Origin of the sequence: Rhizobium esperanzae (genome assembly GCF_002204185.1) — a bacterium.
Classification (GTDB): domain Bacteria; phylum Pseudomonadota; class Alphaproteobacteria; order Rhizobiales; family Rhizobiaceae; genus Rhizobium; species Rhizobium esperanzae.
In genome coordinates this window covers 149611-161637 of the sequence record NZ_MXPU01000003.1, presented here as the reverse complement: position 1 = coordinate 161637, position 12027 = coordinate 149611, and the positions used below count along the sequence as shown (strand labels likewise).

Below are 12027 nucleotides of genomic sequence, written 5' to 3'. Positions count from 1 at the left end.
TGAATTCCCGGCGTCACGGCCGGCCGCCACAGCCGGCCTTCGCCCACGAAAGCACATGGAGCCGCAGCGCCGAGGACAGGTTGCTGTCCGGGGAACGGTGGTCGTCGATCTCGGAAATCAGGGCGGCAAGCGACATCGAACGGCTTGCCGCAATCGTCTTCAGTTCGGCCCAGAATTCATCTTCCAGCGAAAAGCTGGTGCGATGGCCATGCAGTGTCGCCGAGTGCTTGCGGATCATCAGTCGGTTCACATCGCAATCGGCTTGGAGGATCGATTCAAGGAAATCGCGCAAGTGGCTGATCGCCGATTCGTTTCCGGCTCTTCAAGCTTTGCGTGAAGCTTCATGCGCCGTCGTCATCCGTCTCGATCCGGCCGTCGCGGTGAGCCTTATCGGCCTTCTCGTTCAGGCTGCGGGTGAGCTGCTTTTCGGCCTTGGTGCGGCCGAAGGAAATGCGGTTCTGCTCGGCCTGCTTCTCGTTTTCGGAGCGGGCCTGCTTTTTGCGGAACTGACGCAGATTGATGATTTCGGCACTCATGCGGTGAGGCTTGATCCTTATGAAAAAGGGAGGCTGAGCCTCCCTTTGAAATCACTGCTTCTTGCGGAAGGAGTCGAGCGAGACGACGGAGCCCGGTTTTTTCTCTTCGCCGTCGGCCGGTTTTGCGCCGGCGGCTTCGTCAGGCTTTCCTGCTGTGTCGACGGGATAGGCGGTGATCTCACCGGACGGCAGCTCCTCACCGTCGGCAAGCGGTACGTCGAATTCGAGCTCGAAATTGACGGAGGGATCGTAAAAGCCTCGGATCGCGTTGAACGGAATGACCAGCTTCTCCGGAACGTCGGAGAAGGAAAGGCCGATTTCGAAATGCGTCTCGGTGATCTTGAGATCCCAGAACTGATGCTGGATGACGATTGTCATCTGCTCGGGATATTTGGACTTCAGGTGCTGGGAGATGCGCACGCCGGCGGCACCGGTCAGAAAGGTGATGAAGAAGTGGTGGTCGCCGGGCAGACGGCCCGTCGTTGCTACCTCCGCCAAAACCTTGCGGATGACGCCGCGAAGTGCATCCTGCGCCAGAATGTCGTAGCGGATATGATCCTGCCCCATGCTTTTCCTGTCTTTCGTCGGTTCTGAAGTCTTTTCACAAGGTATATGGCACGTTCAGGCGCCTTGGGAAAGTCCGGAGCCGAGTCACGCATAGATCAGCATACATGATTTCAGTCTGAGGGAGAAGGTGAAGGCTTCTGTTGCCAGGTGCCTTCGGACCCCGCCTAGAGGTGCGAACCACTAGGACTTTGATTGAAGTGTCACACCGCGATTAAGCAGCGAGACGAGCTTCCGCATAGTTGTCGTTTGCAACTACAATTTTAGCCCGATAACGGCGGTACAATGCCGAGCAAAAAGTCGATCTTTACACCCTTGTCGATCCTGTTTCGCCCCCATCAAAAGCCGGCCTTCGATTCCGCCGGTTTTTGGTGGAGGCGCCGGGTACCGCCCCCGGGTCCAATAGGTTTATTACACCGCTCATTTATTGCCATAGCCGGCCCGAAAGCCGGCAGGGCTGATATAGTGATTTCTTCCGTCCAAGGAAAGGGCAAACGTCATAAAAGCTTTATGTCGGCCTATAGAAAGAACGGGAAAATATCCGCCTGCGATTGGTTTCTTCGAGGCGAACGCTTAAATTGGAGAAAACGGAATCAGCGCGACATGCAGCAATATCTCGATCTCCTCGCCCATGTGATGGAAAAGGGCTCCGACCGGGGCGACCGTACCGGCACCGGCACGCGCTCGGTCTTCGGCTACCAGATGCGCTTCGATCTCGAGGAGGGGTTTCCCGTCCTGACGACGAAGAGGCTGCATCTGCGCTCGATCATCCATGAACTGCTCTGGTTCCTGAAGGGCGAAACCAATATCCGCTATCTCAAGGAGAACGGCGTCTCGATCTGGGATGAGTGGGCCGATGAGAACGGCGATCTCGGACCGGTCTACGGTGCCCAGTGGCGCTCCTGGCCGGCGCCTGACGGCGGCCATATCGACCAGATCGCCAATCTCGTCGAAGGCATCGTCAACAATCCGAACTCACGCCGCCACATCGTCTCGGCCTGGAACCCGGCCGAGGTCGACCAGATGGCGCTGCCGCCGTGCCACTGCCTGTTCCAGTTCTATGTCGCCGACGGCAAGCTCTCCTGCCAGCTGTACCAGCGCTCCGCCGATATTTTCCTCGGCGTACCCTTCAACATCGCTTCCTATGCGCTTTTGACGATGATGGTGGCTCGGGTAACGGGGCTCAAAGGGGGCGATTTCGTCCACACGCTCGGCGACGCGCATCTCTATCACAACCATTTCGACCAGGCGAAGCTGCAGCTGACGCGCCGGCCGAAGCCGCTGCCCTTCATGCGGATCAATCCCGAAGTGAAGGACATTTTCGGCTTCACCTTCGATGATTTCGAGCTGATCGGCTATGAAGCCGATGCCAGCATCAAGGCGCCGATCGCCGTCTGACCCGGGACATTTCATGGCCGAAATCCGCAGGACCATCATCGCCGCCGTCGCACGCAATGGCACCATCGGCCGGGAAGGCGACATGCCATGGCGGCTATCGAGCGATCTCAAGCGCTTTAAGGCGCTGACGCTGAGCAAGCCTGTGGTGATGGGCCGCAAGACTTATGAGTCGATCGGCAAGCCGCTGCCGGGGCGCCCGAACGTGGTCATTTCGCGACGAGCAGCGATCGAACACCCCGATGTGAGTATGGCCCATTCGCTGACCGAGGCGATGGACGCTGCCGACAGAATGGCGCTGCAAACCGGGACCGGCGAAATCTGCATCATCGGCGGCGGGCAGATCTATGCTCAGGCCATCGATCTTGCCGATCGGCTGTGCATTACGCATGTCGAGGCCGATCTTGACGGCGACGCGTTTTTTCCGGCGATCGATCCTGGCGTCTGGCAGGCGGGGGAGGTAGTCGCCGTGCCGGCCGGCGACAAGGACAGCTATCCCACGCGCTTTGTCGTCTACGAACGCCGTCGCGCCTGAAAACGAACTATTTTCCAATTAAATTGACCAAGTTTCTCACGCTGCGTTGAAAGCCGGTGCGGCGATACCTATAACGGTCACCAACGCATCGGCCGGTCAGCCCCCACGGTCCCGAATGCGGGGAAGACTTAACGAACAACGAGGTTTTGATGCCCTGGAGCAATCAGAATGGCGGCGGCGGCCCTTGGGGCGGCGGCGGTAACAATCAGGGACCATGGGGCCAGGGGCCGAACCGCCCGCGTGGCGGCAAGGGCGGACCGCCCGATCTGGAAGACATCATTCGGCGCGGCCAGGATCAGTTGCGCAATATCGTTCCCGGCGGTTTCAATGGTGGCGTGGCAACGATCGTCGTGGCGATCGTCGCTGTTTTCTGGCTGATCCAGTGCGTCTACACTGTCCAGCCGGACGAACGCGGCGTCGAGCTGCGCTTCGGCAAGCCGAGAGAGGAAATTTCCATGCCCGGCCTGCATTTCCGCATCTGGCCGATGGACGCGGTCGAGATCGTGAAGGTGACCGAGCAGCAGCAGAATATCGGCGGACGCAACAACAGCAATTCGACGGCTGGACTGATGCTTTCCGGCGACCAGAACATCGTCAACGTGCAGTTCTCCGTGCTCTACACGATCAATGACCCGAAATCCTATCTTTTCCGTCTCGAGAATCCGGCTGAAACGCTGCAGCAGGTTTCCGAAAGCGCCATGCGCGAAATCGTCGGCCGGCGCCCGGCACAGGATGCCTTCCGTGACAATCGCGGACCGATCGAGACCGAAGTGCGCAACATCATCCAGGATACGATGGATCGCTACGGCGCCGGCATTGCGATCAACCGCGTGACGATCGAGGACGTCGCGCCGCCGCGTGACGTGGCCGATGCCTTCGAGGAAGTGCAGCGTGCCGATCAGGACAAGCAGCGCCTCGTGGAGGAAGCTAACCAATACGCCAACCAGAAGCTCGGCCAAGCCCGCGGTGATGCGGCCCGCATCCGCGAAGCCGCAGCCGCCTACAAGGACCGGATCGTCAAGGAGGCTGAAGGTGAAGCGCAACGCTTCGTTTCGATCTATGACGAATATTCCAAGGCTCCTGACGTGACGCGGGAGCGGCTGTTCCTGGAAACCATGGAACAGGTGCTGAAGGGTTCCAAGAAAGTGATCATAGACCAAAAGGCGGGCGCCGTGCCTTATCTGCCTCTCAATGAGGTCGGCCGGCCGACGCAGCAACAACAGCAGCAGGGAGGCTGAGACCAATGTCGAACAGACTTCCCGTAATTCTGATCCTCCTGGCGGTCGTGCTGGTCGGAATCTATTCCTCGGTCTTCGTCGTGACCGCCCGCGAACAGGCTATCGTCGTTCGCTTTGGTGAAATCCAGTCAGTCAAGAGTGACCCAGGCATCTATTTCAAGCTGCCTTTCGCCTTTGCCGATGCCGACAGGGTGCAATACGTGCCGAAGCAGGAGCTGCGCTTCGACCTTGACAATATCCGTGTCCAGGTTTCCGGCGGCGCCTTCTATGAGGTAAATGCCTTCCTTATCTACCGTATCAACGACGCGCGCCGTTTCCGCGAAACGGTTTCGGGTGACAGAGAGGCGGCGGAAGCGCGGCTTCGCACGCGTCTCGATTCCGCCTTGCGCAGGGTCTACGGCGTTCGCAGCATCGAAGCCGCGCTTTCCCGGGAACGCGTGGCGATGATGCTCGAGGTTCGCAACGAGCTGCAGGCGGATGCGGAGACGCTCGGCATCACGCTCGACGACGTGCGCATCAGCCGGACCGATCTCACTCAGGATGTTTCCGAGCGCACCTACAACCGCATGCGGGCCGAGCGACTGGCGGAAGCTGAGCTTTTGCGGGCGCAGGGCAACGAGGAAGGTCAGCGCCGCCGCGCCATCGCCGACCGCCAGGTCGTCGAGCTGACTGCCGGCGCCCAGCGTGATTCCGAGATCCTGCGCGGCCAGGGCGATGCCGAACGCAACCGCGTTTTCGCCGAGGCATTCTCGAGAGACCCGGGTTTCTTCGAGTTCTATCGCTCGATGGCGGCCTATGCGGCGGCGCTTTCGTCGCAGGACACAACACTGGTCCTGTCGCCGGATTCGGAATTCTTCCGCTATTTCAACAACGCCGCCAGCGCCTCCCGGCAGCCGCCGGCCAGCCCGCCTGCGGCGGCTCCGGGAACGCCCGGAGCAACCGCTCCGGCAGCGCCGGCCAACTGAGAACGCGGGATCTGTTTCCCGCCAAGATCGAGAAAGGGTCGGCCCAGCGCCGGCCCTTTTCGATTTCAAGAGCCGAGGCCGGGCTTTTGTGATGGTCCGTCAGATTGCACGGGGATTTCGCGAAAAGGTGATTTCACCCTCCATCATTCCGCCTTATGCTGGTGCTGAATATGCGCATTTGCCCCTTATGAGGAAGCTTGATGGCCCCCACGATTCGCTTGCCCTTCAGACGAACGCTCGCGCTTCTGGCCAGCGCCACCATCCTGGCGCAAACCGGTATGAGTGGGATTGCTTTTGCGCAAACCTCGCCTGAGACAGCAGTGCCAGGGGTTGCCGCGCCTGTTCCGGCTGCTCCCGCGCCTCCTGCATCTACCACGCCGCAGCAGAAGCCACCGGTTCAGACCGTCGTCCCGACCAACGGTCCGGCTTCCGTTGCCGATCTCGCCGAAGGCTTGCTCGATGCCGTGGTCAATATCTCGACCTCGCAGAATGTGAAGGATGACGAAGGGGTCGGCCCGGCGCCGCGCGCCCCTGACGGCTCACCATTCCAGGAATTCTTCAACGACTTCTTCAACAAACAGCAGGGCAACAAAGGCCCCAACCATAATGTCAGCTCGCTCGGGTCCGGATTCGTCATCGATCCGGCCGGCTATATCGTTACCAATAACCACGTGATCGAGGGCGCCGACGACATCGAGGTCAATTTCGCCAACGGCTCGAAGCTCAAGGCGAAGCTGATCGGCACGGATACGAAGACCGATCTTTCCGTGTTGAAGGTCGAGCCGAAGACGCCGCTGAAATCGGTGAAATTCGGCGATTCCAGCGAGATGCGCATCGGCGACTGGGTGATGGCGATCGGCAATCCGTTCGGCTTCGGCGGTTCGGTGACCGTCGGCATCATTTCCGGGCGCGGTCGCAATATCAATGCCGGCCCCTACGACAACTTCATCCAGACGGATGCGGCGATCAACAAGGGCAATTCCGGCGGCCCGCTCTTCAACATGAAGGGTGAAGTGATCGGCATCAATACCGCGATCATCTCGCCGAGCGGCGGCTCGATCGGTATCGGCTTCTCGGTACCGTCCGAACTTGCTTCCGGCGTCGTCGAGCAGTTGCGCCAGTATGGCGAGACGCGACGCGGCTGGCTCGGCGTGCGCATCCAGCCGGTGACCGACGACATCGCCGACAGCCTCGGGCTCGACACCGCCAAGGGCGCACTGGTCGCCGGCGTCATCAAGGGCGGCCCCGTCGACGACGGCTCGATCAAGGCGGGCGACGTCATTTTGAAATTCGACGGCAAGGCGGTCAATGAAATGCGCGACCTGCCGCGCGTCGTTGCGGAAAGCACGGTCGGAAAAGAAGTCGACGTCGTGGTGCTGCGAGACGGCAAGGAGCAGACCGTCAAGGTGAAGCTCGGCCGGCTCGAAGACAGCGATCAGGCGGCATCCGGCGATGCAGCGCCCGATGGCTCGCAGGACGGCGTGATCACCCCTGATCCCGACGAGAACAACGATATGGATCAGCCGGATACCGGCGATCAGGCAGCGCCCGCACCGGGCGCACCGGCGCCGGACCAGCACCAACAGGGCCAGGTATCGCCGGATGCGGCTACGCCGAAGAACGTGCTCGGATTGTCGCTGTCGCTCCTCAGTCCCGAAACACGCAAGGCTTTCGGCATCGCCGAAAGCGTCGACGGCGTCGTCGTCACGGAGGTGGAGCCCGGCTCCGCCTCGGCCGAAAAGGGGTTGAAGCCGGGGGACGTTATCGTCGAGGTGGCGCAGGAGTTCATGAAAACCCCGGATGCGGTCGCGGCCAAGGTGAAATCGCTGAAACAGGAAGGCCGTCGCAACGCCCAGCTGATGATCGCATCGGCCAACGGCGATCTGCGGTTCGTGGCGGTGCCGATGGAATAGGAGAACTGCGGCGGTGGCGACCAGGTGCCGCCTTCCTGTTCCCGCTTAACCTCTCCGCCTTTGTTGTATATCCGTCTTCTGTTGAAATCGGACGTTCAAGCCGTCACAAAATCGGTCTTCCGATAGCCCTGAATATAAAGCAGCGCCGTCAGGTCGGCGTGATTGATGCGCATCTGCGCCTGAGCGGCGACGGTGGGCTTGGCGTGGAGGGCGACGCCGGAGCCGGCGAGCTGCAGCATGCCGAGATCATTGGCGCCGTCGCCGACCGCGATTGCCTCCTGTGGCGAAATGCCGAGGTTTGCTGAAATCTCGTTCAGCGCATCCACCTTTGCCTGCTTGCCGAGGATAGGTTCGGCGACGAAGCCGGAGAGAATACCATTCTCGTCCAGCAGCGTATTGGCGCGGTTTTCGTCGAAGCCGAGGGTGGCGGCGATGCGGCTGGTAAAGACGGTGAAGCCGCCGGAGACGAGAGCGGTGTAATGACCTTTCGCCTTCATCGTGGCGATCAGCTCCGGCCCCCCCGGCGTCAGTGTGATGCGCTTGGCGATGACCTCGTCGACAACCGAGATTGGCAATCCTTTCAGGAGGGCGACGCGCTCACGCAGGGCGGGCTCAAAGGCGATCTCGCCATTCATGGCGCGGGCGGTGATGTCGGCGACCCTCTCCTTCAGGCCGACTTCGGCGGCAAGTTCGTCGATGCATTCCTGGCCGATCATCGTCGAATCCATGTCGGCGATCAGCAGCTTCTTGCGGCGGCTGTCCTGCTCCTGGATGACGAGGTCGATGGGGGCGCTCGATATAACGGCGAGAAGATTGGCCTCGGCGGCTTGCGCATCCGTGCCGTCGCGCAGTGCAATGTCGCAGGCAACGCCGTCGGCCAGCCAGTAAAGGCCGGAAGCGGTTACTGCCTCGGCCGCTTGTTCGGCGATGCCAGGAGTAAGCACAGGATTTGACGGATTGGCAACAAGCGTGGCAACGAGGGCCATGATGGAAAACCTTCTGAGCGTAGAGAACGCGATCCTGATAACCGGGCCGACCGCCAGCGGCAAGTCCGCGCTTGCCGTCGAATTGGCCAAACGCCACGACGGCGCGGTCGTCAATGCCGACAGCATGCAGGTCTACGATACGCTGCGAGTGCTGACTGCGCGTCCGTCGGAAGAGGAGATGCAAGGCGTGCCGCATCATCTCTACGGCCACGTGCCGGCGGGGGCCGGTTATTCCACAGGCGCCTGGCTGCGCGATGTCTCGGCGCTTTTGCCGGAACTCAGAGCCGCCGGGCAGCTACCGGTTTTCGTCGGCGGCACGGGGCTCTATTTCAAGGCGCTGATCGGCGGTCTCTCCGACATGCCGGATATTCCCGAGGCCCTGCGGGAAGAATTGCGGACGCGACTCGTGGAGGAGGGGCCGGACGCGCTTTACGCCGAGCTTTCTGACGTCGATCCCGCCATGGCGGCAAGCCTCAACCGCCAGGACGGCCAGCGCATCGTCCGGGCGCTGGAGGTGATCAAAACAACGGGACGCTCGATCGCTGATTTCCAGGGTCGGTCAGGGCCGGTGGTGATCGATGCCGAGGGGGCCTGCAAAATTGTCGTTTTGCCGGACCGGGCGGTGCTGCATGCCCGCATCAACGGCCGTTTCGAAAAGATGCTGCAACAGGGTGCGGAAGACGAGGTAAAGGCGTTGCTTGCGCTCGGCCTGCCGGCCGACGCGCCTGTCATGAAGGCCATCGGTGTGTCGCAGATCGCGGCGATGCTGAGGGGCGAGATGACGCGCGATGAGGTGCTGGAGAAGGGGGCTGCGGCGACACGGCAATATGCCAAGCGGCAAATGACCTGGTTCCGCAATCAGATGGATGACAGCTGGGAGCGATTGACCCTTTAGGATGAGGCGATATCGTCAGTCGTTGCCAATCAACTTCTATCAGGATCGCAACATGCCTGGCATCTCTCCGTTCCATGGGCTCTCGGCCTTTCCTCCAACGCCTGCCGATCCCGATGGCCGGGTCGACATTGAGGGGCTCTGCCGCTTGCTGGAACCGCTGTGCGAGGCAGGTGTGACCTCCATCGGCCTTCTCGGCAGCACCGGGATCTACGCCTATCTCAAGCGCGAGGAGCGGCTGCGGGCCGTGACGGCGGCGGTCGAATGCGTCAAGGGCCGTGTTCCGCTCCTCGTCGGCGCCGGCGCTCTGAGGACGGATTGTGCCGTGGATCTCGCGAGGGACGCCGAGGCCGCCGGCGCGGATGCGCTTCTGCTTGCGCCTGTGTCTTATACGCCGCTGACCCAGGAAGAGGCCTACCAGCATTTCCGCACAGTGGCGAGGGCGACCAGGCTTCCGCTCTGCATCTACAACAATCCCGGCACGACGCACTTCACCTTCAGCCGCGAACTTCTGCAGCGTCTTTCTGATATCGAGACGATCAGGGCGGTGAAGATGCCGCTGCCGGCAGACGGCGATTTGCTTGGGGAGCTTGCGCTATTGCGGGAAAAGACTGACCTCGCGATCGGCTACAGCGGCGATTGGGGTGCGGCGGAGGCACTGCTTGCAGGCGCAGACGCCTGGTACAGTGTTATCGGCGGCCTGCTTCCGCGCACCGCGCTCGCTCTGACGAAAGCGGCTATCGCCGGCAATGACGGCGAGGCGCGCCGGCTCGATGGCCTGATGCAGCCGCTCTGGGAGGTGTTCAAGGCGTATGGAAGCATTCGCGTGGTCTATATGATGGCCGAGCATCTTCTGGATGTCCGGGCGGAGCTTCCGCGGCCGCTCCTGGCGCTTGGGCCGGCGGACCGGCAGCGCGTGCTCGATGCCGCCCGGCCGCCGATCGAGCTTGAACGTCAATCCTTGTTGTAAAGGCTGCTCAGCGGCTTTTTCAGGATGCTATCCCGCAGCGACGGGCCTGGTTCCCGGCGGGTGATCGGTGGCTGATCGGCCGGTGGCGCCGGCCGGGGAAAGACCGGCTCTTCGCGGCGCAGTTCGCGGCGCAGCGCGTCCAGCCGCGGATCGATGGGGGCCGGCTCGGCGGGGTCCAGCCGCGGCGCCTGCGGTAGTAATTCGCGCCGGTAGGATTCGAGCGGCGCCGAAGCCGGCGCGGGCGGGGGGACGGGTTTTGTGTCGAAAGCCTCGTCGGCTTCCTCCGCCTCATCGGAACCCGGCATGGATGCCGCAACGCTCTGCTGGAAATTCGAAATGTCTGGCCCGACGGTCACCGCCCGCATGCGGGTGACGATCTTGCGCAGATCGACCGTGTCGGGATCTTCCTCACTATGCTTGTTGTTGGCGCTGGCGGCCTTCGGCAGGAGGCTCTCGTCGACACGGGAAAAGCGCATGCGCATCGGCACGCTGATCGCCTCGCCGAAGGCGATCGCTTCGCCATTGCCGATCGAGGAGATGAAGCTCGTCGTCGAGATCGACGAATTCGGGATGGCCGAACGGATGATTTCCTGGTCGCGGTCATTGGCAAGGCGCATGGCAAAGAGCGTCGAGCACTGCGAGAGGATCGTCTGGTCGAGTTCGCCCGGCCGCTGGGTAATGATGCCGAGCGAGACGCCGTATTTGCGGCCTTCCTTGGCGATGCGGGCGATCGCCTGGCGCGTCGGCACGAAGCCCAGCGTCGGGTCGGAGGGGATGTAGCGGTGCGCTTCCTCGCAGACGACGAGCATGTGGATGGCGCCGTCGCTCCACAGCGCCACTTCGAAAGCCATGCGGCAGAGCACGGAGGCGACCGAATTGACCACTTCGGAGGGAATGCCGGCAAGCTGGAAGGTGCAGATTGGTCTGTTATCCCCGGGGATGCGGAAGATCTGCGCGATGGTGTCGGTGATCGTGTCGCTGATCGTGTTGTTGGAGAACATGAAGTGATAGCGCGGATCGTTGATCGCGGCGATGAGGCGCATCTTCAGTGAGCGCAGGGAGGGCTTTTCCGCACGGCCTTCCAGGCGGCCGATGCGCTCGTCGATCAGCGCCAGCAGGTCGGCCATGCGGTAGGGGACCGGTGTATCGGCGGTGATCGAACTCTTTTCCGTCGTGCGGCGCACCAGCGAGTTGTCGCTGCCGCGGAAGGCGCGCTTGGCCTCGGGCATGATGTCGCGCAGCATGTCGAGCTCGTCGGGCACCGGCGGACGGCCGCGGAAGACAACTTCAGCGAACTCTTCGAGCCGCATCAGCCAGAAGGGCAGGTCGAGCGTATCAGTATCGATGGTGACGGCGTGTTTGGGAAAGGCGGCGGCGAATTCATTGTGCGGATCGAGGATCAGCACGCGCAGCTTCGGATCCGCCGCGATCGCCTTGTGCAGGAGCAGCGACACGGCCGTCGATTTGCCGACGCCGGTCGAGCCGACGACGGCGAAATGCTTGGAGAGCATCGAGGGGATATGGATCGCCGCATCGATGCTTTCGTCCTGCGTCAGCTTGCCGATGACGGCGGTCGTCCCCGTTCCGGCATCATAGATGCGCATCAGGTCGGCGGCGCGGATGCGATGGGCGATGGCGCCGAGATAGGGATAACGCGAGATACCGGTCGAGAATTCCTCGCGCCCGTCCTCATCGACGCGGACTTCGCCGAGAAGCTCCGTCTCGATCTTGAAATAATTGTCCTCGCCTTCGCCCCAGGCATGGCTGCCGGTATTCATGGAATAGACGAGGGCGACAACGCGGTTACGGCCGACGCTGATCGAAATCAGCCGACCGACGGACCAGAGTTCGGTGAGATCGGTGCCGCCCTCTTCGGCGACGGCGGCAATGGTCGCCCTGGAGCCGCTGCATGCAACGACGCGGCCGAGAAAGCGATTTCCCGGCGTATGGCCGTCGCGTCGATCGTGCTCGCCTGCCTTGCCAGACATGCGCAAGTCGTTGTTGAGCAAAGGCTACTCCCTGCGGTAGCGTTA

The 12027-nt window shown here is 61.9% G+C and carries 12 protein-coding genes and 1 other RNA gene; 7 read left to right on the top strand and 6 right to left on the bottom strand.

Features of this window, described 5'->3' with window-relative positions; all coding sequences use genetic code 11:
* Window positions 1-13: 13 nt before the first annotated feature.
* The 4 genes from B5E41_RS05190 to ssrA form a co-directional block, all read right to left on the bottom strand.
* Entirely contained in the window at window positions 14-238 is a 225-nt protein-coding gene (locus tag B5E41_RS05190) for a ribbon-helix-helix domain-containing protein (RefSeq protein WP_088392005.1), read from the bottom strand.
* Window positions 239-341: 103 nt separating this feature from the next.
* On the bottom strand, window positions 342-536 hold the full coding sequence (locus B5E41_RS05185) for a DUF4169 family protein (protein WP_039620947.1): 195 nt from the start codon (window positions 534-536) through the stop codon (window positions 342-344).
* 51 nt (window positions 537-587) lie between these two features.
* Window positions 588-1103, bottom strand: a complete 516-nt coding sequence (locus tag B5E41_RS05180) for an SspB family protein (RefSeq protein WP_088391611.1) — start codon at window positions 1101-1103, stop codon at window positions 588-590.
* A gap of 126 nt (window positions 1104-1229) precedes the next feature.
* Window positions 1230-1592: a transfer-messenger RNA gene (gene ssrA / locus B5E41_RS05175) on the bottom strand.
* A gap of 111 nt (window positions 1593-1703) precedes the next feature.
* On the opposite strand from ssrA, the gene B5E41_RS05170 reads away from it, so the two are divergent.
* The 5 genes from B5E41_RS05170 (at window position 1704) to B5E41_RS05150 (ending at window position 7146) form a co-directional block, all read left to right on the top strand.
* Window positions 1704-2498, top strand: a complete 795-nt coding sequence (locus tag B5E41_RS05170; RefSeq protein WP_088391609.1) for a thymidylate synthase — start codon at window positions 1704-1706, stop codon at window positions 2496-2498.
* 13 nt (window positions 2499-2511) lie between these two features.
* Window positions 2512-3030 (top strand): dihydrofolate reductase, encoded by a 519-nt coding sequence (locus tag B5E41_RS05165; protein ID WP_088391607.1) that lies wholly within the window; start codon window positions 2512-2514, stop codon window positions 3028-3030.
* A 149-nt stretch (window positions 3031-3179) separates the two neighbouring features.
* Complete coding sequence (gene hflK, locus B5E41_RS05160; protein WP_088391605.1) at window positions 3180-4268, top strand: FtsH protease activity modulator HflK; 1089 nt, start codon at window positions 3180-3182, stop codon at window positions 4266-4268.
* Window positions 4269-4273: 5 nt separating this feature from the next.
* Complete coding sequence (gene hflC, locus B5E41_RS05155) at window positions 4274-5233, top strand: protease modulator HflC (RefSeq protein ID WP_088391603.1); 960 nt, start codon at window positions 4274-4276, stop codon at window positions 5231-5233.
* A 200-nt stretch (window positions 5234-5433) separates the two neighbouring features.
* Window positions 5434-7146: a DegQ family serine endoprotease gene (locus tag B5E41_RS05150; RefSeq protein WP_088391601.1), complete on the top strand. Its 1713-nt coding sequence runs from the start codon at window positions 5434-5436 to the stop codon at window positions 7144-7146.
* Between the two features lie 95 nt (window positions 7147-7241).
* On the opposite strand, the gene serB is transcribed toward B5E41_RS05150, so the two are convergent.
* Complete coding sequence (gene serB, locus B5E41_RS05145) at window positions 7242-8132, bottom strand: phosphoserine phosphatase SerB (protein WP_088391599.1); 891 nt, start codon at window positions 8130-8132, stop codon at window positions 7242-7244.
* On the opposite strand from serB, the gene miaA reads away from it, so the two are divergent.
* Together miaA and B5E41_RS05135 are read left to right on the top strand one after the other, a co-directional pair.
* On the top strand, window positions 8131-9027 hold the full coding sequence (gene miaA / locus B5E41_RS05140) for a tRNA (adenosine(37)-N6)-dimethylallyltransferase MiaA (protein ID WP_088391597.1): 897 nt from the start codon (window positions 8131-8133) through the stop codon (window positions 9025-9027). The genes serB and miaA overlap by 2 nt on opposite strands.
* Before the next feature lie 52 nt (window positions 9028-9079).
* Complete coding sequence (locus B5E41_RS05135) at window positions 9080-9994, top strand: dihydrodipicolinate synthase family protein (protein WP_088392003.1); 915 nt, start codon at window positions 9080-9082, stop codon at window positions 9992-9994.
* Here B5E41_RS05135 and B5E41_RS05130 read toward each other — a convergent pair.
* Complete coding sequence (locus B5E41_RS05130) at window positions 9979-12003, bottom strand: ATP-binding protein (RefSeq protein ID WP_088391595.1); 2025 nt, start codon at window positions 12001-12003, stop codon at window positions 9979-9981. The two genes, B5E41_RS05135 and B5E41_RS05130, sit on opposite strands and share 16 nt — an antisense overlap.
* Window positions 12004-12027 lie beyond the last annotated feature (24 nt).

What these genes read in the sequence shown, in the direction of transcription:
- miaA (WP_088391597.1), top strand. Translation starts at nt 8,131, where the DNA reads ATGATGGAAAACCTTCTGAGCGTAGAGAACGCGATCCTGATAACCGGG.
- hflK (WP_088391605.1), top strand. Translation starts at nt 3,180, where the DNA reads ATGCCCTGGAGCAATCAGAATGGCGGCGGCGGCCCTTGGGGCGGCGGC.
- B5E41_RS05135 (WP_088392003.1), top strand. Translation starts at nt 9,080, where the DNA reads ATGCCTGGCATCTCTCCGTTCCATGGGCTCTCGGCCTTTCCTCCAACG.
- B5E41_RS05150 (WP_088391601.1), top strand. Translation starts at nt 5,434, where the DNA reads ATGGCCCCCACGATTCGCTTGCCCTTCAGACGAACGCTCGCGCTTCTG.
- B5E41_RS05185 (WP_039620947.1), bottom strand. Translation starts at nt 536, where the DNA reads ATGAGTGCCGAAATCATCAATCTGCGTCAGTTCCGCAAAAAGCAGGCC.
- B5E41_RS05165 (WP_088391607.1), top strand. Translation starts at nt 2,512, where the DNA reads ATGGCCGAAATCCGCAGGACCATCATCGCCGCCGTCGCACGCAATGGC.
- B5E41_RS05190 (WP_088392005.1), bottom strand. Translation starts at nt 238, where the DNA reads ATGATCCGCAAGCACTCGGCGACACTGCATGGCCATCGCACCAGCTTT.
- B5E41_RS05180 (WP_088391611.1), bottom strand. Translation starts at nt 1,103, where the DNA reads ATGGGGCAGGATCATATCCGCTACGACATTCTGGCGCAGGATGCACTT.
- serB (WP_088391599.1), bottom strand. Translation starts at nt 8,132, where the DNA reads ATGGCCCTCGTTGCCACGCTTGTTGCCAATCCGTCAAATCCTGTGCTT.
- hflC (WP_088391603.1), top strand. Translation starts at nt 4,274, where the DNA reads ATGTCGAACAGACTTCCCGTAATTCTGATCCTCCTGGCGGTCGTGCTG.
- B5E41_RS05170 (WP_088391609.1), top strand. Translation starts at nt 1,704, where the DNA reads ATGCAGCAATATCTCGATCTCCTCGCCCATGTGATGGAAAAGGGCTCC.